Source organism: Bradyrhizobium sp. USDA 4506, assembly GCF_054058795.1.
Window position 1 is genome coordinate 5386754 of sequence record NZ_JBSSBM010000002.1, and the last position, 19943, is coordinate 5406696.

19 protein-coding genes are annotated in these 19943 nt (G+C 65.1%); 7 read left to right on the plus strand and 12 right to left on the minus strand.

Annotated elements, in window-relative coordinates:
• Positions 1–45: 45 nt before the first annotated feature.
• Positions 46–504 carry an FKBP-type peptidyl-prolyl cis-trans isomerase gene (locus tag ACVIHF_RS27675; RefSeq protein ID WP_028333243.1) on the minus strand — a complete coding sequence of 153 codons (459 nt, stop codon included), beginning with the start codon at positions 502–504 and terminating at the stop codon, positions 46–48.
• A 263-nt stretch (positions 505–767) separates the two neighbouring features.
• The gene (gene ggt, locus ACVIHF_RS27680) at positions 768–2354 is read right to left on the minus strand and encodes a gamma-glutamyltransferase (RefSeq protein ID WP_076826098.1); all 1587 of its coding nucleotides are present in this window, start codon (positions 2352–2354) and stop codon (positions 768–770) included.
• Between the two features lie 181 nt (positions 2355–2535).
• Here ggt and trhO point away from each other — a divergent pair, with 181 nt between their 5' ends.
• Both trhO and ACVIHF_RS27690 read left to right on the plus strand, forming a co-directional pair.
• Complete coding sequence (trhO, locus tag ACVIHF_RS27685) at positions 2536–3327, plus strand: oxygen-dependent tRNA uridine(34) hydroxylase TrhO (protein WP_253607094.1); 792 nt, start codon at positions 2536–2538, stop codon at positions 3325–3327.
• Positions 3320–3535, plus strand: a complete 216-nt coding sequence (locus ACVIHF_RS27690) for a SlyX family protein (protein WP_028333247.1) — start codon at positions 3320–3322, stop codon at positions 3533–3535. Before trhO ends, ACVIHF_RS27690 begins: the two co-directional genes overlap by 8 nt.
• Before the next feature lie 29 nt (positions 3536–3564).
• On the opposite strand, the gene ACVIHF_RS27695 is transcribed toward ACVIHF_RS27690, so the two are convergent.
• Positions 3565–4452, minus strand: coding sequence for a LysR family transcriptional regulator (locus ACVIHF_RS27695; RefSeq protein ID WP_225647711.1), 888 nt, complete (start codon positions 4450–4452; stop codon positions 3565–3567).
• Positions 4453–4832: 380 nt separating this feature from the next.
• Here ACVIHF_RS27695 and ACVIHF_RS27700 point away from each other — a divergent pair, with 380 nt between their 5' ends.
• The 3 genes from ACVIHF_RS27700 to ACVIHF_RS27710 all read left to right on the plus strand — a co-directional run bounded on the left by ACVIHF_RS27700 (position 4833) and on the right by ACVIHF_RS27710 (position 7357).
• Positions 4833–5246, plus strand: a complete 414-nt coding sequence (locus ACVIHF_RS27700) for a TadE/TadG family type IV pilus assembly protein (protein ID WP_092085917.1) — start codon at positions 4833–4835, stop codon at positions 5244–5246.
• A gap of 1 nt (position 5247) precedes the next feature.
• Complete coding sequence (locus tag ACVIHF_RS27705) at positions 5248–6918, plus strand: pilus assembly protein TadG-related protein (protein ID WP_310882478.1); 1671 nt, start codon at positions 5248–5250, stop codon at positions 6916–6918.
• Between the two features lie 151 nt (positions 6919–7069).
• Positions 7070–7357 carry a PilZ domain-containing protein gene (locus tag ACVIHF_RS27710; protein WP_229189556.1) on the plus strand — a complete coding sequence of 96 codons (288 nt, stop codon included), beginning with the start codon at positions 7070–7072 and terminating at the stop codon, positions 7355–7357.
• 123 nt (positions 7358–7480) lie between these two features.
• On the opposite strand, the gene ACVIHF_RS27715 is transcribed toward ACVIHF_RS27710, so the two are convergent.
• Positions 7481–7666: a hypothetical protein gene (locus ACVIHF_RS27715; protein ID WP_028333252.1), complete on the minus strand. Its 186-nt coding sequence runs from the start codon at positions 7664–7666 to the stop codon at positions 7481–7483.
• A gap of 121 nt (positions 7667–7787) precedes the next feature.
• Here ACVIHF_RS27715 and hemE point away from each other — a divergent pair, with 121 nt between their 5' ends.
• On the plus strand, positions 7788–8834 hold the full coding sequence (hemE, locus tag ACVIHF_RS27720; RefSeq protein ID WP_253607090.1) for a uroporphyrinogen decarboxylase: 1047 nt from the start codon (positions 7788–7790) through the stop codon (positions 8832–8834).
• A gap of 292 nt (positions 8835–9126) precedes the next feature.
• On the opposite strand, the gene ACVIHF_RS27725 is transcribed toward hemE, so the two are convergent.
• Genes ACVIHF_RS27725 through ACVIHF_RS27740 form a run of 4 tightly spaced genes read right to left on the minus strand, consistent with a single transcriptional unit; the run spans position 9127 to position 13376 of the window.
• Positions 9127–10740 carry a GMC family oxidoreductase gene (locus tag ACVIHF_RS27725; protein ID WP_456792884.1) on the minus strand — a complete coding sequence of 538 codons (1614 nt, stop codon included), beginning with the start codon at positions 10738–10740 and terminating at the stop codon, positions 9127–9129.
• Positions 10741–10799: 59 nt separating this feature from the next.
• Complete coding sequence (locus ACVIHF_RS27730) at positions 10800–11912, minus strand: FAD-dependent monooxygenase (RefSeq protein WP_456792885.1); 1113 nt, start codon at positions 11910–11912, stop codon at positions 10800–10802.
• A complete protein-coding gene (locus ACVIHF_RS27735) occupies positions 11909–12391 on the minus strand; it encodes an FAD-dependent monooxygenase (protein WP_456792886.1) in 483 nt (160 codons plus the stop codon). The genes ACVIHF_RS27730 and ACVIHF_RS27735 overlap by 4 nt, the downstream gene beginning before the upstream one ends.
• Before the next feature lies 1 nt (position 12392).
• The gene (locus ACVIHF_RS27740) at positions 12393–13376 is read right to left on the minus strand and encodes a VOC family protein (RefSeq protein ID WP_456792887.1); all 984 of its coding nucleotides are present in this window, start codon (positions 13374–13376) and stop codon (positions 12393–12395) included.
• A 277-nt stretch (positions 13377–13653) separates the two neighbouring features.
• On the opposite strand from ACVIHF_RS27740, the gene ACVIHF_RS27745 reads away from it, so the two are divergent.
• Entirely contained in the window at positions 13654–15615 is a 1962-nt protein-coding gene (locus ACVIHF_RS27745; RefSeq protein WP_253607086.1) for a putative bifunctional diguanylate cyclase/phosphodiesterase, read from the plus strand.
• Between the two features lie 14 nt (positions 15616–15629).
• Here the strand turns inward: ACVIHF_RS27745 and ACVIHF_RS27750 are convergent, their stop codons facing one another.
• From ACVIHF_RS27750 to ACVIHF_RS27765, 4 genes are all read right to left on the minus strand, one after another.
• Positions 15630–16622 (minus strand): PDR/VanB family oxidoreductase, encoded by a 993-nt coding sequence (locus ACVIHF_RS27750; protein WP_253607085.1) that lies wholly within the window; start codon positions 16620–16622, stop codon positions 15630–15632.
• A 12-nt stretch (positions 16623–16634) separates the two neighbouring features.
• Entirely contained in the window at positions 16635–17387 is a 753-nt protein-coding gene (locus ACVIHF_RS27755; RefSeq protein WP_038382468.1) for a GntR family transcriptional regulator, read from the minus strand.
• A gap of 14 nt (positions 17388–17401) precedes the next feature.
• Positions 17402–18451 carry an aromatic ring-hydroxylating dioxygenase subunit alpha gene (locus tag ACVIHF_RS27760; RefSeq protein ID WP_253607084.1) on the minus strand — a complete coding sequence of 350 codons (1050 nt, stop codon included), beginning with the start codon at positions 18449–18451 and terminating at the stop codon, positions 17402–17404.
• Between the two features lie 286 nt (positions 18452–18737).
• Positions 18738–19727 carry a DUF2778 domain-containing protein gene (locus ACVIHF_RS27765; RefSeq protein ID WP_253607083.1) on the minus strand — a complete coding sequence of 330 codons (990 nt, stop codon included), beginning with the start codon at positions 19725–19727 and terminating at the stop codon, positions 18738–18740.
• Between the last annotated feature and the right edge of the window lie 216 nt (positions 19728–19943).

Here is a 19943-nt window from a genome sequence, read left to right on the forward strand (position 1 = left end):
GCTGCGCCCTTGTTGTTGTGAGCCGGTTACTTGACGCCCATCGGCTTATTTGACGCCAAGCAGTTCGACGTCGAACATCAGCGTGGCGTTCGGAGGGATCACGCCGCCGGCGCCGCGCGCGCCGTAGCCGAGGTTCGGCGGGATGATCAGGGTGCGCTTGCCGCCGACCTTCATGGTGGCGACGCCCTCGTCCCAGCCCTTGATCACGTGACCCTGGCCGATCGGAAACTCGAACGGCTCGTTGCGATCGACGGAGGAGTCGAATTTCTTGCCCTTCTGGCCGTTCTCGTAGAGCCAGCCGGTATAGTGCATGACGCAGGTCTGGCCGGTCTTCGGCGAGGCGCCGGTGCCGACCTTGCTGTCGATGATCTGGAGGCCTGAAGCTGTGGTCATGGGCTTTCCTGCAGTTTGGGCCGTTGCTGTCCCGCTGACAACGGACGTGGAGACTGCCGCCGCAAGGCCGGCAAATGCAGTCTTGATGATCGTGCGTCGGGAAGATCGCATCTTGCACCTCTCGTGAAGGACGGCCGTCTCTAGCCCAGTGCGGGTCGAATCCCTAGCCATTTTTCAGTGACCGGCCATGCCGCCGTCGCGGTCCAGCGCAAAATCGCCGATCAATGGCGACGACGCGCCCGCGATGAGATCACCGATCAGTTGCGCCGCCAGATATGAGTAGGTGATGCCGGTGACGGGCTTCCGCGGGGCAGGACTAGCACCATCCCCGCGACAACACCTTGTTTCCGGCGGCCCCTGATCGGCCGCGACAATCAGTAGCCGAGCGCGCAGCCGTCCTTGCGCGGGTCGGAGCCACCGGTCAGCGTCCCCTTGTCCCAATCGATCCAGATGCCCTGGCCGCCGCCGAGCGGCGCGACCACGCTGGTGGTCTTGTGACCGATCTTCTTCAGGCCTTCGACGATCTCCGCCGGCACAGAGTCCTCGAGCTGGTAGACGCCTTCGTAGTGCAGGCCGCGCGGCATATCGATGGCTTCCTGAATGTCGCAGCCATAGTCGAGCATGTTGGTCAGCACACGGGTCTGGCCGACCGGCTGGTACTGCCCGCCCATCACGCCGTACGGCATCAGCGCACGGCCGTTCCTGGTGACCAGCGCCGGGATGATGGTGTGCAGCGGACGCTTGCCCGGTGCGATGCAATTCGGATGTCCGGGCTGGATGCGGAAGCCGCCGGCGCGGTTCTGCAGCAGGACGCCGGTCTTGTTGGAGACGATCGCCGAGCCGAACGAATGCGCGATCGAATTGATGAACGAGCAGACGTTGCGATCCTTGTCGACCACCGTGATGTAGACCGTCGACGGATTCATCGGCGGCGCGACGTTCGGCAGTTCGAGCAGCCGGTCCATCCGGATGTTCTTGATGTGCTCTTCGGCGAATTCCCTGGCGAGGATGCCGGCAACGTCGACATGCACGTGCTGGGGATCGCCGATATGCTGCTCGCGCATCATGTAGGCGATGCGTGCCGCCTCGGCCTCGAGATGGAAGCGCTCGATGCTGAGCGGCTTGAACTTGGTCAGGTCGAAGCGCGACAGGATGTTGAGCATGACCAGCATGGTGATGCCGGGGCCGTTCGGCGGGCACTGCCAGACGTCGTAGCCCTTGTACATCGTGCCGATCGGCGAGGTCGCCTCGGTCGAGTGCGCGGCGAAGTCCTCGAGCGTGTGCAGGCCGCCGATGCCGCGCAGCGTGTCGACCATGTCGGCGGCGATCTCGCCGCTATAGAAGGCGTCGCGGCCCTTTTGCGCGATCGCGCGCAGCGTCTTGCCGAGCTCGGGCTGGCGGATCACGTCGCCGGCAACCGCGGGCCTGCCGTGCGGCAACAGATAGCGCTCGGTGTTGGTGCCGTTCTTCAGCTTCTCGAAGCCGTTCTTCCAGTCGAAGGCGATGCGCGGCGCGACCACGTAGCCCTCTTCGGCGGCCTTGATCGCGGGCTGCAGCAGCCGGTCGAAGCCGAACTTGCCGTGGTCCTTCAGGATCACGTCCCAGGCATCGACCGCGCCGGGAATGCTGACCGCATGTGCCGAGGTCAGCGGCACCGAATGGATCTTGCGCTCGAGATACCAGTCGGCGGTCGCCGCCATCGGCGCCCGGCCGCTGCCGTTATAGGCGGTGATCTTGCCTTCCCCCCTCGGCTGGATCAGCGCGAAGCAGTCGCCGCCGATGCCGGTCGATTGCGGCTCGATGACGCCGAGCAGCGCACAGGCTGCAACCGCCGCGTCGGCGGCCGTGCCGCCCTCGCGCATCACCTCGATGGCCGCGAGCGCCGCTTCCGGATGCGACGTCGCCACCATCGCGTTCTGGGCGTGGACCGTGGAACGGCCGGCGAAATGGAAATTCCTCATAACGGAGTGCTCGCTTGATCGTGATGGTCTGATGCGGCTGCGGCGGATGATGCCAAGGGAGTACAAAGTACATGGCACACTCATCCCCGGCTGAGCAATGCCTGGCATGCCAGGGGAAATATCCCGACAATGCATGGCTTTGCGGGTTTCGCCGGCTTGGCCGGCCTGATAAATCCCGGCGATGCCCTTCAAGGTCGCCGCCTTCTACCAGTTCGCCGCGCTGCCGGACTTCCGCGCGCTGCGCGAGCCGCTGCGCGCGTTCTGCGCCGGGCTCGATCTCAAGGGCAGCGTGCTGCTCGCCCATGAGGGCATCAACGGCACCATTGCCGGCACCGACCAAGGCATCGATGACTTCGTTGCGGAGCTCAGGTACGGAACGCTGTTCGGCGGCCGCCTCGACAATCTCGAGCTGAAGTTCTCCGAAGCCGCGCAAATGCCGTTCCAGCGGCTCAAGGTGCGGCTGAAGAAGGAGATCGTCACGCTCGGCGACACCACGGTCGATCCGACGCGGCAGGTCGGCACCTATGTCGATGCCGCCGACTGGAACGAGCTGATCGCCGCGCCTGACATCGTGGTGCTCGATACCCGCAACGCGTTCGAGGTCGCGATGGGCACGTTCGAAGGCGCGGTGGATCCCAGGATCGCGAGCTTTGGACAATTCAAGGAATTTGCGGCGAGAAACCTCGATCCGGCGAAGCACCGCAGGATTGCGATGTTCTGCACCGGCGGCATCCGCTGCGAGAAGGCCAGCGCCTATCTGCTCGCGCAAGGTTTTGCCGAGGTCTATCACCTCAAGGGCGGCATCCTGAAATATCTCGAGGAAACCCCGCAGCAGGACAGCCGCTGGCGCGGCGACTGTTTTGTGTTCGACGAGCGTGTTGCGCTCGGCCACGGCCTGCGCGAGCGTGCGGGTGCGCGTTCGAGCGACGCGGAGCGCGAGGCTGCCCCCTGCGAGGCTGCCGTCCATGAATGACACGGCCAAGCTGAGCGAGCGGATCGATGCGCTGGAGGTTCGCCTGACCTATCAGGACGAGGCCATCGAGACGCTGAACCAGACCATCACGGCACAATGGAAGCAGATCGACGCGCTGACGCGCCAGATCGCCGAGTTGCGCGACCGGCTTCAGGAGGCCGAACGCCAGGCGCCCGGCCCCGCCAACGAACGCCCACCGCACTATTGATCGGTGCCGCCGGACCGCGGCAGCACCGGCTACATGTTGCTCACCTGACGCATCGGCTTCGCGCCGCTGAAGAACAGGCTGGACAACCGCTGCACCATCGCCGTGGCGCGGCTGCCTTCGAGACCAGGGCGAACGCACAGCAGGCGCTTCTGCAACGGAAGCTCCGGAAGATAATAATCCTTCGCCGAGATCAGCGAGGACGGGATCATCCGCTCGGGGCACGCCGTCAGGCCGTACCCGGCCCGGGCGGCTTCCAGTCGCAGCTGGTGGTTCGGGCTCCTGAACACGATCTTGTACGTGATGTTGTGCTTGGTGAGCGTCCGGATCATCCAGTCGTCACCGGGCCAGGCCAGGATCGGGATCGGGGCGCCCGGCCGCAGCACAAAATCGCGCGATCGCACCCACACCGACCGCTCCTCGGCTTCGGCGGCGATCGTCACCTCGTCTTCGTTCTCCTGCGAAGGGTTGCTGTAGACGAACGCGATGTCGATGTAGCCGTCGATCAATCCCCTGATGACGGCCGGTGACATGTCGGCGTGCAGCAGAACGTCGGCGAGTGCATCGGAGGGATGCAGCTTCAGGAATTCCTCCGCGAGCATCGTGCTGATTCCCAGCCGCAACGGCTGGGGTCCTTCATGATTGCCGCCGAGCCGAAGCAGTTGATCGTTGGCTTCGAGGATGCGCCTCGCCTGCTGCACGGCGACCTTGCCGAGCTCGGTGGTCGTGGTGCCGTTTGCGGTTCTGACGAAGAGTGCGCCACCAATCAGGCTTTGCAGGCGCTTGACCTGCGAACTGATCGCCGGCTGGCTGAGGCCGAGACGCTCCCCGGCTTTCGACAGGCTGCCTGTCTCCGCGATCGCAACGACGGTGCGAACGATTTCAGTAGGAATATTCAAATGCTGACGCGGTCTATGCATCGCGAGCCCTCCAGTCTCAGCACGGGACGCAATTCCAATCTCCACAGTATGTGATCAGGCTATACTAACATTTGGTTGCACTTTCGTTTAGCCACAATTACCGCCAAGGCACTGATATTGCAGGCCATATGTATTGTTACGTGCATTGTTCCGCAGATCACGGTATCCCACAACTACATCTCCACACGCTGCAGCAGCTCAACCGCACCACACCCCGGGTTTTTGCGGATATCGCATCAAATATTCTGATCGCCCCATAACGTTTCACTGACCCGATAAGTCTGAATTGCGGCCGCTGATTCGCGGAAGCGTTTTCATAGTTTTCCTTAATCAAAGCCTCGCAACGTGACGTCGTAGTTGGCGTTTCGAGGTGTGTTGCAATGACCAGGTTTTTTCGCTGCCGAAACGGTGCGTCCGCTGTCGAATTCGCGCTGATGCTGCCGCTGTTTCTTGCCTTCATCTTCGGCATCATCGTCTTCGGCTCGTATCTCGCCATGGTGCATGGCGTTCAGCAACTCGCCGCCGAAGCGGCGCGGTCATCCATCGCGGGAATGACCGACACCGAACGCAACAGCCTCGCGACGAGCTACGTCACCGCCAACGCGTCGACCTATCCATTGCTCGTTCCCGGCAATCTCACGGTCAATGCCGCGCCGTCTCCATCGAATGCCAACGTCTACGTCGTGACGGTCAACTACAACGCAGCCGGCAACTTCATCTACAAGCTGCCCTTCGTCCCCGCCCCGGCGAGCACCATCGTCCGCTCCGCGGCGATTCAGTACGGGGGATTCTAGGATGAGAGGCGTCCTCATGCTGATGCGGCGCTTTGGCGCCGACGAACGAGGAAACTTCGCGATGATCAGCGCCGGCCTGATGACGCTCCTGATCGGGTGCGCCGGTCTTGCCATCGATCTCGGCACGATCTTCGCCGACCGGCGCAAGACGCAGAGCACCGCCGATCTCGCCGCGATCGTCGCCGCCGCCAACCTGAACAATCCGGTCAACGCCGCCACCGCGACGGTGACGCAGAACAAGTACCCGGCCAGTGCGCTGGTCAAGGTCGAGACAGGAACCTACACCGCAAACAGCGCCATCGCGCCGCAGGCCCGTTTCGTGACCCCGGCGGTCGGCACTCCCAACGCCGCGCGGGTCACGCTGAACACCCAGACCCCGCTCTACTTCGCGCGGTACCTCACCGGCGCGAGCAGCTTCACCATCAAGACGACCGCCACCGCGACATCGACCGAAATGGCCTCGTTCACGATCGGGTCGAGGCTGCTCTCGGTCAACGGCGGCGCGCTCAATGCGCTGCTCGGCTCGATGCTCGGCACCACGCTGTCGCTCTCGGTGATGGACTACAATGCGCTGATCAGCGCGAAGATCGACGCACTGGACTTCCTGTCGGCACTGGCGACCCGGGTCAACCTGACCGGCGTCACCTATAGCGACCTGCTGAGCAGCAACATCAAGGTCGGCGACATCGTCGCGTCGGCGCTGACCACCCAGCAGATCACCAACGGCGCCAACGCGGCGACCACCGCGCTGTCGACGATCTCCCAGGCCGTCACCGGCTCCACCACCAAGATTTCGCCCGGCACGCTGGTCGACCTCGGTCCCTTCGCCAATCTCACGGTGGGGCAGAAACCCAAGGTCGGCGCCAGCGTTTCGGTGTTCGACCTGATTTCCACGGTGGCGCAGATCGCCAACGGCAACCATCAGATCGCGACCTCGATCAATCTCGGCCTGCCCGGCATCGCCAACGTCTCCGTGATCGCAACGATCGGCGAGCGCCCGGTCGGCTCGAGCTGGATCGCGATCGGCACCCAGGGTGTGAGCGTCCACACCGCGCAGACCAGGATCCTGGCGACCATCAATGTGCTCGGCTCCGGCACCGTGTCTGCGATCAATCTCCCGGTCTATGTCGAGGTCGCCTCGGGCACCGCGACGCTCAACGCGGTGTCCTGCGGCCACCCCAACATCAACACCTCGCAGGTCACGATCGGCGTGACGCCTGGGATCGTGGATGCATGGATCGGCAACGTCACGGTCGCCGACATGACCAACTTCACGACCAAGCCCAATCCGCCGCCGGCGACACTGGTCAACCTTGGTCTCGCCACCGTCACCGGCCTCGCCCATGCCGGCATGGGCAACACCACGCCGACCAATGTCAATTTCAGCTACAGCGACATCCAGTCGGGCACCAAGAAGACGGTGACGACGACCAACTTCCTTTCATCGCTGACAGGAAGTCTGCTCGGCGACCTCTCGCTGACCATCAATCTCGGCCCGCTCGGGCTGCCGATCCCGGGATTGGGGGCGCTCGTCATGAGCATCCTGAACGGCGTGACGAGTTCAGTCGATCAGGTGCTGGCGTCGCTGCTCGCGACGCTCGGCATCGGGCTCGGCCAGGTCGACGTTTGGGTGCTGGGCATCCGCTGCGATGGCGCCGTGCTGGTGAACTAGAGCATGATCCGGAAGAGTACGAAGCGGTTTTCCCTCGCGACAAACGCAAAGCGTTTGCGCGGAGATCGTGCTCGAACAAGAAGCGAAAGCGCGACCATCGCGCTTGAGGGGACCGATCGCGACGGGCATCACATCGGGGGAGGAGACTGCCGTGAGCACAACGATAAGATACAAGACCGACAGCCAACGAACGATCCTGCTGAAGCGCGGGACGATCTTCTTCCGCAACAGCAGTGTCGGATGTCTTGTGCTCAACCTCTCGACCGGCGGCGCGGGGCTCGCCGTGGAAAGCGACGTCGCAATCCCGCTCGCGTTCGACCTCGAGATCGAGAGCGAACCGATCCGGCGGCACTGCATTGTGGCCTGGCGCCTGGAGCGCCGGCTCGGCGTGACCTTCGAATCTGACCGGATGCAGCGCCCCGCAAGCGGCCCCGTCTAGACTATCCCGGCGATCACGGTATGCGGACGGGCCCGGTGCTCCGGGCCATCGCTCCGCGGCGAATAGTTCGCCGCATGTGGAACTCTCTTGGCATCGTGGTTAGCAGCCGCTGGCATACACCAGCTAATTGTCCCGATTGCCGTCGTGCTTTGACGGCGCGGGCTGCGTGGCGCTGACCGGATCGGAGGCCGGGAAGGTATCCTCGAGCCCCTCCTTCAGCCGGGTGCGGGCCTTGCGGTCGGCAGCCTGCGCCTCGTGCGGCTTCTCGGCATGCTTGTCGTGCGGGGCAGGATCGAATTTGTCGGCCATGTCGTCCCTCCATTCGGGCGACAACGCGGCCGCGCAAAGGGGGGTTCCAGAACCGCCTTGGCCCATTGCGCTGCAGCGTGTATCAGGGGCGCAAATTTGACCGTGATCAGGAACTATCCGCGTGCCCCAGGATCCCACCAAGAAGCCGCTCATCGACGTGCTATCGGGCCACCGCCAGGCCGTGCCGCCGCTCTGGATGATGCGGCAGGCCGGCCGCTATCTGCCGGAATATCGCGAGCTGCGCGCCAAGGCCGGCGGCTTCCTCGATCTCTGCTTCACGCCCGAATTCGCCGCCGAGGTCACGCTGCAGCCGATCCGCCGGTTCAACTTCGACGCCGCGATCATCTTCTCCGACATCCTGGTAATCCCCTACGCGCTCGGCCGCTCGGTGCGCTTCGAGGCCGGCGAAGGACCGCGGCTCGATCCGCTGGCAACGCCCGGCGAAATCGCGACGTTGGCAACCGATGCCAACTTCGACACGCTCGAGCCGGTTTTTGAAGCACTGCGCCGCGTCCGTCGCGAACTCGCCCCCGAGATCGCACTGATCGGCTTCTGCGGCGCACCGTGGACGGTTGCGACCTACATGGTGGCCGGACAGGGCACGCCGGACCAGGCACCCGCGCGGATGCTTGCCTACCGCCATCCGGATGCGTTCGCCAAGATCATCGACGTGCTGGTCGAGAACTCGATCCACTATCTCGTCGGCCAGTTGAAGGCCGGCGCCGACTGCCTGCAGATCTTCGACACCTGGGCCGGCGTGCTGCCGCCGCGCGAGTTCGCCCGCTGGGCGATCGAGCCGACCCGGCGCATCGTGGCCGGGGTGCGCAAGCAGGTCTCCGATGCCAGGATCATCGGCTTCCCGCGCGGCGCGGCAGGCATGCTGCCGGCCTATGTCGAGCAAACCGGCGTCGATGCGGTCTCGATCGATTGGGCCACCGAGCCGTCGATGATCCGCGAGCGCGTGCAGAGCCGGGTCGCGGTGCAGGGCAATCTCGATCCGCTGGCCCTGATCGCCGGCGGCGCCGCGCTCGACCGCGCGGTGGACGATGTGCTGGAGAACTTCGGCAAGGGACGGATGATCTTCAATCTCGGCCACGGCATTCTCCCCGAGACGCCGATAGCCCATGTCGAGCAGATGGTCGCGCGGGTGCGCGCGTATAAGGGCTGAGACCTTGTAGCCCGGATGGAGCGCAGCGCAATCCGGGACTCTCTCCTCCGTCGCTAGACTAGCCCCGGATTACGCTTCGCTTCATCCGGGCTACGGAGCTTCCCTCACCGTCACCCTGAGGAGACCGCGCAGCGGTCGTCTCGGAGGGTCGACGGCCCAGGTCTGGCCACGAGTAAGGAGGGCGACGCGTCGAAAATATCGGGGCCGTGCATCCTTCGAGACGCGCGCGAGAGCGCGCTCCTCCAGCGACAAAGGCGAAGCCTTTGCGCGGGGATGACGGAACTGAGGACTCCTACCGCGCGTCCTCCAAAATCATGTCGGACGCCTTTTCCGCGATCATGATCGTCGGCGCATTGGTATTGCCCGACATCAGGTCCGGCATGACGGACGCATCGACCACGCGCAGACCTTCGATGCCGCGCACCTTGAGCCGCTGGTCGACCACCGCGAGCGGATCGTTGCCCATCCGGCAGGTCGAGGTCGGATGATAGACCGTACTGCCGGTGCGCCGGCAGAAATCGAGCAGGTCGTCGTCGCTGACCACCGTGGCGCCGGGATCGACCTCGCCCACTGAATAGGATTTCAGCGCCGGCGCGGCCAGGATCTTGCGCAGGATACGGATGCCGTCGATGAAGGCGCGGCGATCGGTCTCGGTCGCCAGATAGTTGATGCGGATTTCCGGCAGCACGCCCGGGTCCGCGCTCCTGATCTTCAGCGAACCGCGGCTCTCCGGACGCAGCTGGCAGACCGAGGCCGTGAAGCCCGAGAACGGATGCAGCTGCTCGCCCATCTTGTCGGTCGAGAACGGCAGGAAGTGGATCTGGATGTCGGGCGAGGCCAGCCGCGGGCTGGTCTTGAAGAACGCGCCGGAGGTGCCGGCGGCGATCGTCAACGGTCCCTTGCGCAGCGCGGCGTAGCGGAGGCCCGCCATGACGCGGCGCACGGGATGATTGATGACGTCATTCAGCGTGACGGTCTGCGCGCAGCGCGTGACGATGCGGACCTGCATGTGATCCTGCAGATCGTTGCCGACGCCGGGCGCATCGAGCACGATGTCGATGCCGTGCTGCTTCAACAGATCGGCCGGGCCGACGCCGGAGAGCTGCAACAATTGCGGCGAGTTGTACGCACCGCTCGATACCAGCACCTCCTTGCGCGCCTTGGCCTTGCGCAACTGACCGTCTTGCTTGTAGGCGACGCCGCTCGCGCGCTTGCCGTCGAACAGGATGCGCTGCGCCAGCGCCGAGGTCTCGACATGAAGATTGCCGCGCGTCAGCGCCGGCCGCAGATAGGACCGCGCCGTCGAGGCGCGCCGGCCGCGCCGCGTCGTGGTCTGGAAGAAGCCCGCGCCCTCCTGGGTCGCGCCGTTGAAATCCGGATTGGTAGGAATGCCGACTTCGGTTGCGGCATGCACGAAGGCTTCCGACAGCGGATCATGATGCCGCCAATCCGACACCGGCAGCGGGCCGCCGGCGCCGTGATAGGTGTTGGAGCCGCGCTGCTGATCCTCCGCCTTCCTGAAATAGGGCAGGACGTCGTCATAGCCCCAGCCGGCATTGCCGCGCTGTCGCCAGCGGTCATAGTCCTCGTGCTGGCCGCGCACATAGAGCAGGCCGTTGATCGAGCTGGAGCCGCCGAGCACCTTGCCGCGCGGCTGGAACACCTGCCGCCCGTTCAGGCCCGGCTCGGGCTCGGTCTGGTACATCCAGTTGACGGATTTTTCCTTGAACAACTTGCCGTAGCCGAGCGGGACATGGATCCAGATGTTGCTGTCCTTCGGTCCGGCCTCGAGCAGCAGCACCGAGTGCTTGCCGTCAGCGCTCAGCCGGTTGGCGAGTACGCAACCGGCCGAGCCGGCGCCGACGATGACGTAATCATACTCTGCCGCATCGTTGTTGTTGTTCACTGGTTTCCCCCGGAATTTCTTTCTTCCGGTGGTACAGACAAAGCGGCGGCTTGAAAAGACTAGCGCCCTGCGCTGAGGTTCTGGAGCAGTTGCTCGACAAGCATACTGAGCTCGCCGGCATTGCGCGCGGCGCCGAAGACGTAGCGGTCCGGCCGCACGATGACCGCCGCGGAGTCATGCTGCCGCATCCAGTCCGCGAACAAACCGTCGCGTTCGATCACGGTCAGGATACCGCCTCGATCGGCAGTTTCGTCTGATGTGGCGATGACGACGCGCTCACCCGACAGACGCTGCCAGGCGGCAGCGAACGCGTCCGACAGCCACGCCATCGGAGCCGCCGCGGTCGTCACGATCGCGAATTCCGGTTGCAGCAGATCGTCGAGCCGGCAGGTCCGCCCATCCGGCGCGCGCACATGCGGCTGCACGAACAGCCGCCCGGCAAGCGCGGCATCGCGCGCGATCAGGCCGGAGACGAGATCGGGGATGAATTTTTGCCTGATGGTTTCGGCCTTGCCGGCCTTCAGGTCGGCGCGCAGCCGCATGTCGCGTTCGACGGCGGCCACCGGATCGAGCTCGCCGATGATCTTGCCGAATTCCTTGGCGCTGGCGACGACGGCGCGGACATGCGGCTTGCGCTCGATCTCGTAACTGTCGAGCAGCGCATCGCCGGCGTCGCCACGAAGAACCAGCCGCAACTTCCAGGCCAGGTTCACCGCATCGCGGATACCCGCGCACAGCCCTTGCCCGAGGAACGGTGGCGTCTGGTGCACGGCATCGCCCATCAGCAGCACGCGGCGGTCGCGCCAGCGCCGGCCGAGCAGCGCGTGAAAACGATAGACCGCCGAGCGCCAGATCGTGAGGTCCGAGATATCGGTGAAACGCTTGAGCAGCTTCACGACGTTGTCGGGCGTGCCGGCCGCCTCGGGGTCCTCGCCGGGCAGCAACTTGATCTCCCAGCGCCGCAAATTGCGCGGGCCCGGCACGAAGGTGCCGGGACGCGACGGCCAGCAATACTGAAAACTCCTGGCCGGCCGCCTGGCGGGATCGCTGGTCAGCGTGTCGACCACCATCCACCATTCATCGAAGGCGAGGTCGTCGAGGCCGATACCGAGCTGCTTGCGGACGAAGCTGTTGGCGCCGTCGCAGCCGACCAGATAGCGCGCGCGGATCAAGAACTCCTCACCGGACTCGCGGCGCGCGCCGTCAGCATCACCGCGCCATCGTCCTGCTGCAGCGCCACGCCCGTGGCCGCAAGGAAAATGTCGGCATGCGGATAGTCGGCGAGCTTGTCGCGCAGCGCCTGCTCGACGTCCGGCTGCACGAAGGTCACGTTCGGAATCCAGCCGAGCGGAAACGGCGGCGGCATCGGATCGAAGATCTTGATGATCTCGCCGTCGACGCCGAGATAGTGCGAGCCGTTATGCGGGGCGATCGCCTGCTCCATGAAATCGCCGAGCCCGATCGCCTGCAGCACGCGCAGCGCCTCGTGGTCGAGCGTGATCGCGCGCGGCTTGTCGTAGATGTCGGCAACGCGCTCGACGATGGCGACCCTCAAGCCGGATTTCGCGAGCAGATTGGCGAAGATGGCACCGACCGGCCCGAGACCGACGATGGCCACGTCATGGATGGGATAATCGGCTGACAATGACATGCTACTTCGCGAGGTAGCTCTCGAGCGTCAGCGGCTTCGGCTTCATTTGCGGCTCGCGGATCGCGACACCTTCGAACGGCGTCGCCTCCTCGAACCAGGCCTGCCGCGCCGGCAGTCCCCACGGGAACGAGATCGTGTGGTCGGACGGATCCCACCCGACCGGCTCGTTCTCGATGTCCATGATCTGGTAGTGCGTGTTGAACAGCTCGACGCGATGCCCATCGGGATCGCGCATGTAGACATACATCGCGTGTCCCGGCCCATGGCGCCCGGGGCCGCGTTCAACGGCCGCGCCATAGCCGAGCTCGCCGGCGACATCGCAGGCGTTGAGCAGATGGTGAACCTCGGGCGCGAGAAACGCGAAATGATGCAGCCGCGGTCCGGCGCCGTTGAAGAACACGATGTCGTGCGGATTGCCCTTGCGCTGCAGGAATACGCCGCGCAGATCCAATGTGCCCACCGGCGCGATATATTCGCTGAGCCGGAAGCCTGCCGCGGTGTAGAACTCGCATGCCTTGCGCACTTCGGGCGTCAGCACCTGGTAGTGATCGAGCCGCAGCGCCGAGCCGCCGGCATGGCGGGTGAATTTGGTGATCATGCGCGGCTCGACCGGCATGGTTGCGCAGAACTCCAGCGGCGTGCCGGCCGGATCGGTCGCATGCAGGGTGCGGCCCTGATGCGGCACCTCGGCCCAGGCGGCCCGGCATCCCTGCGCTTCGAAGAAGGCCTTGAGCCGGTCGAGGTCATCGTCCTGAAAGACCCGCAGGCCGAGCCGTGCGCAGGCGGCGCCCTCGCCTTTGCGCAACACAAGGCTGTGATGACAGGCCTCCTCGACGCCGCGGAAATAGAGTGCGCCGCCCTCCTCCGCGGTCAGGATCAGCCCAATCACCTTTTCGTAGAACTGCCGGCTCGCCGCAAGATCACGAACGCTCAGGACGACATGGCTGGCCCGCGTGATACGGAACCCGGGATCGTGGTTCGTCATCGGGAGACTCATGCGCACCTTCTGGTTTTTGCCGTTCGCGGGAACCCGACTCATTGCGAAAAACCCGCGGGGGATCAAGCAGCGCGGCCCGCGGCAAGCTTTGCCGCTCCGTGACCTCGCGTCACGCATTTGTATCGATTTGTTAGCAATGCCTGCCGGTGGAACCGAAGGAGCGGCCGGCCGCGGCACGGTCCGTTCCAATAGTTCATAGTTTGTCAAAGGTTTGCAGAGAATTCTTCGCCACTGCGCCATGGCCAAACCGGGCAGGCAAGTAGTGATGCGGACCCATCTGAGATCATATTTCGCGACCCTGTTCGCGGGCGACCTCGCGGCCTTCGGTGCACCACCGACGGATGAAGCGCTTGCCGGCCACATCCGCGCCGAACAGGTCTCGCTGGTGCTCGGCTATTCCTTCGGCATCATGCTGGCCAACGCCTGCAACGCGATGGTGCTGGCGATTGCGCTGTGGCAATCGCCGGACTGGGCCTTTGCGCTGGTGTGGGCGGCCGCCGTGGGCAGCGCGGCGCTGTTCTTCGGCTTGCAGGCGCGGGCATCGCGCCGCATCGCCAAGCCGCAATTCGTGTCGCGCCGAACCATGTACCGGCTGGTGCGCAATGCGCTGGCGCTCGGGACGGCCTGGGGCGTCGTCCCCGTCGCCTTCTTCGCGAACGCATCGAGCGGCGCCCAGCTCGTCATCACCTGCCTGTGCGCCGGAATGCTGGCCGGCGGCGCCTTCGCGTTCTCCACCATCCCGATCGCCGCGATTGCGTTCACCGCGCCGATCTTCGTCGGCACCGCGATCTGCCTCGGCCGGGACGGCGATTTCGTCTACCTCCTGATGGCCGTGCTGGTGCTGGTCTACGGTTCGGTGCTGCTGCGCGGCGTGTTCGTCAACGCGTTCGAGTTCAGGCGCCGGATCATCGCCCAGCACGAGGCCGAGCGGACGGTGAGGCAGGATCCGCTGACGCATCTGCCGAACCGCGTCGCCTTCAATGAGGCGCTCAACGGCGCACTGAACCGACTGGCGCGGTCGGGCGAGGAATTCGCGGTGCTGCTGCTCGATCTCGATCGCTTCAAGGAGGTCAACGACAGGTTCGGCCATCCGGCAGGCGACGAGTTCCTGGTGCAGGTGGCGGCCCGGCTGCAGCGCTGCACGCGCGCGGCCGAACATGTCGCACGGATCGGCGGCGACGAGTTCGCGCTGATCATGTCGAATCTGACGCGGCCCGAGGACGCGCTGGCGATCGCCGAACGGTTCGTCGCGGCCTTTGCCGAGCCGTTCCCGATCGATGGGCTGGAGGTCAACCGGACGATCAGCATCGGCATCGTGCTGGCGCCGCGGGACGGCAGCACGTCCCACGACCTGCTCAAGCATGTCGACATCGCGCTTTACCGGGCGAAGAAATCCGCGCCCGGCACCATCTGCTTCTTCGAGGCCAGCGACGACCGGTCGGCGCGCGACCGCCGTGCCCTGCAGCGGGATCTCGAGCACGCGATCGAGGCGGACGAGCTGTTTCTGGTCTACCAGCCGTTCCTCGACATCCGCAAAGGCCGCGTCACCGGCTTCGAGGCCCTGCTGCGCTGGCAGCATCCGACGCGCGGCCTGATCCCGCCGACCGTCTTCATCCCGATCGCCGAGGAAAGCGGACTGATCCACCAGCTCGGCGAGTGGGTGATCCGCCGCGCCTGCACGATGCTGTCGCGCTGGCCGGACGACATCCGGATCGCAGTCAATTTCTCCGCGGTCCAGTTCCAGAACGTCGGCATCCTGCAGACGATCGTCGACGCGCTGGCCGAGGCGAACGTCGCGCCGAACCGTCTCGAGATCGAGATCACCGAGTCGATGCTGATCTCGAAATACGGATCGGCGCCCGCGATCCTGCACGCGCTGCTCGAGCTCGGCCTGACGGTCGCGCTCGACGATTTCGGCACCGGCTTCTCGTCGCTGACCTATTTGCGCAAGCTGCCGTTCAGCCGCATCAAGATCGATCAATCCTTCATCCGGGACATGCTGACCCAGCCGGACTGCGCCGCGATCGTCAAATCGGTGATCGGCCTCGCGCAGGAGCTGCAGATCGGCGTCGTGGCCGAAGGCGTCGAGACCGCGGATCAGCTCGAATATCTCCGCCAGACCAGTTGCGACGAGGTCCAAGGCTATCTGATCGGGCGGCCGATGTCAGGCAGCGAGATCTCCGCACTGCTCGATCACGATCCGCAGCACTCGGTGCACGCGGCGTAGCGCCGCTCGGCTCGTCAGGGCGCGTCCGACCGATGCAGGGTGTCGACCGTGATGGTGCCGCGGGCACGCGAGACGCAGGCGCAGATCTTGCGGCTCTCCCGCTTCTGATGGTCACTGAAGAAGACGTCGCGATGGTCGATCTCGCCGTCGACATCGACCACGTCGAGCGCGCAGACCCCGCATTCACCGCGCCGGCAGTCGCTCATCACCTCATGACCGGCTTCGTTGAGCACGTCCAGCATCGACCGGTCGCGCGGGATGACGAACTCGGTCCCCAGCTCAGTCCCCTCGCCCCTGAGCCGCACGCGGAACGGCTCGGTCGGCAGCAGCCCGCTCGATCCAAAGGTCTCGTAGCGCAAGTCGGAGAGCGGGCGGCCGGATGCCTCCCAGGCGCGCCGCGCCGCGTCCAGCATCCGCATCGGGCCGCAGAACAGTGTCATCGTGTCCTGCGGCAGCGCCGCAAAGACGCCGTCGAGGTCGAGCCGCCTGCCTTCGTCGCCGGCATGAACGGTGAGGCGGTCGCCGAGCGCACGCTCAAGCATATCGAGATAGACCGCATCGCCGCGCGTGCGCACGGCATAGTGCAGCGTCACGCCGGCGTCGCGGCGGGCGAGCGCCTGTGCCGCACCGACGATCGGCGTGATGCCGATGCCGCCCGCGATCAGGCAGAACTGCCGCCGCGTCCAGTCGAGCTGCACCAGCGAGGTCGGCAGCGTGACGGTGAGCCGCACGCCCGGCGCGAGCGACCACATGTAGCGCGAGCCGCCGCGGGAATCCGCTGCGCGCCGAACTGCGATCCGGTAGCCCTGCGGATCGACTTCGCCGACCAGCGAATAGGAGCGGGTCTGCGGCTGGCCTTCGATGGTGACGCCGACATCGATATGGCTGCCGACCGGATAGGGCGCACCCGTAAAGTTATCCGGCCGCAGCAGGAATTCACGGATGCCGGGCGTGAGGTCGCGCACGGCGAGCAGCGTGGCGGATGTCCAGGTCTCGATGAATCGCATGGCGTTCTCCGCTCAGCCGGCTGCCGAATTGATCAGCGCCAGCGCCGGCAGCAGATCGAGATGGCTGCGATTGCGCAGCGCCAGCCGCAGATTGCGTGCCGCAAGCCTTGCGTGCTCGCGCATGATCGCCTCGGCGCGCGCGCCCTCGCGGTTCTCGATGGCGTCGACCACAATGCGATGGTGATCCTGCGCGATCAGCAGGATCTGGCGCGCCTCAGGCAACGCCGATTGCGCCATCACGAAGCCGCTCGGCGAGGCGAATGGCAGCGCCGAGGCGCGGTCGATCTGCCGGATCAGCGGCGGGCTGCGCGACAGCTCGGTGAGCAACGCGTGGAAGCGCGCGTTGAGCGCGACATAGGACGAAAAGGCTTCGACCGAAATCGGATCCTGCCGCACCAGGCCGTCGATCTCGTTGAGGCATTCCTTCAGCGGCTCGAGATCGCGCGACGAGACGCCGCGCTCGGCGGCGAAGCGCGCGGCCAGGCCCTCCAGCGTGCCGCGCAGCTCGATCGAATCGAGAATGTCGCGCTCGGAAAATGCCTTGACCATGAAGCCGCCGGAAGGGATCGCCTCCAGCAGGCCTTCCTCCTCCAGCCGGACCAGCGCCATCCGCACCGGCGTGCGCGACACGCCGGTGAACTCGACCGCCTGCAGCTCCGAGATCCGCTCGCCGGGCCGCAGGCCGCCGGAGAGAACGAGGTCGCGCAGCGCAAGCTGCGCCCGCACGGTCTGCGACACTGAACGATCGGTCTCGCGTTCCGCCATGGCTCGCCCCTCGCCTACTCGGCAGCCTGCAGCTGCTGCGGCGGATTTTCCTTCGCCACCATGCGGTCGATGACGCGCCGTGCCCACATTGCGCCGGCGTCGATGTTGAGATTGTAGAACACCCGGTCCGGATTCTCGTCCATCGCCCGCTGCTGCGCTTCCAGGATGATCTCATCCTCATGGAAGATGCCGGCGACGCCGTCGCGGATTTCCGAGGTCAGCCGCTGCTCGGTGATGCGGTGATTGCGGACGAACGCCCAGAAGTAATGGCAGGTCTTCTCGGTCTCGGGCGTGATCGTGTTCAGCACATAGCCGTTGACGCCCTGCGAACGATCGCCCTCCGGCGCGCCCGAACCGGCCGGCGCGACGCCGACGTCGATGTTGACGGTGCACGGCGCTTCGAAGCGGATGATCTGCCAGCGATCGACCGGGCCCGGCTTCTGCAGCTGCTTGGCCCAGAACGGCGGCGCCTCGATGCCCTTCATCCAGCGCGTCACGGTGACCGTCTTCTCGCCATGGGTGACGTCGAACGGCGCCTCGGCGACCGCATCATTGCCGATGCTCGAGCCGTGCACGAAGGTCTCGTGCGTCAGGTCCATCAGATTGTCGACAACGAGGCGATAGTCGCATTTGACGTGAATGGTCTTGCCGTCGCCGGCCCAGGCCGGATCGTGATTCCAGTGCATGTCCGGCACCAGCGCGGGATCGGCCAGTGCGGGATCGCCCATCCAGAGCCAGATGAAGCGATGGCGCTCGACGACGGGAAAGGCGCGGACGCAGGCCGACGGATTGATCGTCTCCTGCGAGGGCATGAAGGTGCAGCGGCCCTGCGCATTGTATTTCAGGCCGTGATAGCCGCAGACCACGGCATCGCCATCGAGCCGGCCCTTGGAGAGCGGCACGAGGCGGTGCCAGCAGGCATCCTCCAGCGCCACCACCTCGCCGTCGCCCTTCCGGTACATCACGACATGCTTTCCGCAGATCGTCCGCGGCAACAGCGCGTGCTTGATCTCGGCATCCCAGCCGGCCGCGTACCACGCGTTCATTGGAAAGGGTTTTGGCACTGGTCCGCCTCTCAGCGTTTATGAATACGCTATGTATACATCATATCCGCAAAATAGACAATTATGAGGTATCAGGGTATTCATGTCCGGTTTTCGGTATACATAGTTGCACCGTGTCGGTGGAGACAATCAAGCCGGCGCCGCCTCCAGGGAGAGCTGGCGACAACGTGGTGCGATTTTCCGAGACGATGGAAGAAGCAGCCAAGCCGCGCTGGAGGCGGTCAGCGGATCGAAGGCTGGACTCTTCAGGAGCCTGCGCAATTTGCCGAAGGCGCCGGCGCGCAGCCTACGAGTTCGACGCCGCGCGGGTCGAGGCCGACTGGACATCCTTGATGTTGATGACGACGGCGATGCGCTTGATCGTGCCGCTGCGGTAGGCCTGCAGGAACTTGTCGTAGTGCTTGACCGAGATGCAGCCATTGGAGTCGCCATTCGGTCCGAGCATGTAGCTGTGGACCAGCAGGCCAACGCGCCCGAACGTGTCGCTGCCATCGACCGGGGTCATGCGCAGCGCGGGCACGCCGTGGAACAGCTTCTCGCGCGGCTTCATCTCATAGATGCCGGGCGGCGTCGCGCCTGCGTTGCGGGCATTCACGTGCGCCGGGTCGTCGAGCAGATTGCCGAGGCCCGAATGCGCCTCGAACTTGGTGCCGTCGGGCATGTACACGATGCGGCCGGTGATGTCGTAGACCGCCGTCGTGCTGTCATAACCGAGCTTGCCGAGGTCGGGGCTCGGACCGGACAACAATCCATCATTCGGATCGAGCGAGGCCAGCTGCATCTTGCCCGGCATCATGTCGGCAATCTTCTGCAGGAACGTCCGATTGTCGCCCTGCTGCACCGGCGCCTGTGGCGGTGGCGGTTGATCGTTACGCGCAAGCAGATTGGCCTCGGCCGGCCGCGACCGCGGCATCGGCACGGAGGACGTCGTCGCTGTGGTCGTGGCGGCGACGGACGCCGTCGCCGACTGGCTGGTCGGCAGTTCGGTCTGCGTGTCGCGCAGCTGGCCGGACAGCGCGTCCTCGATCTGGCCGAACTCGGAATTGAAATCGCCGCGGCTCGAACGGAACCCGCGGCGCAGTGGATAATAGAGTGAGGCCGAATTGATCGTGGAGCGCGAGCCGAAGCGATCGTCGAAGTTCAGCGAGGCTGAGGTGTTGGCGAGCGCCGGACCGTGAAACCATGCGGTCGGGTCGATGCCGACCATCCAGGCGGCAAGGCCAGACGACAGGGCAAGCGCGCTCACGGCAAACGCCGTGCTGCCCACCAGAGACATGCCGCGGCTCGACTTACGCCGGGCAGGTTTCGTCGTTCGTTGACCCATCAATCCCCAAGTTCGGTGCTCTGGGGCCTGTTACCCGGCCCACCGGGATTCACCGATCACTCATCATATCAGGGAATTAGAGTGAGGCATAATCGAGACAAAGCGCACAACGAGAGGTTTTTTAAACGTTTTTCGGATGGAAAGTGCCAGAGAATCAGCCTTGGGCGG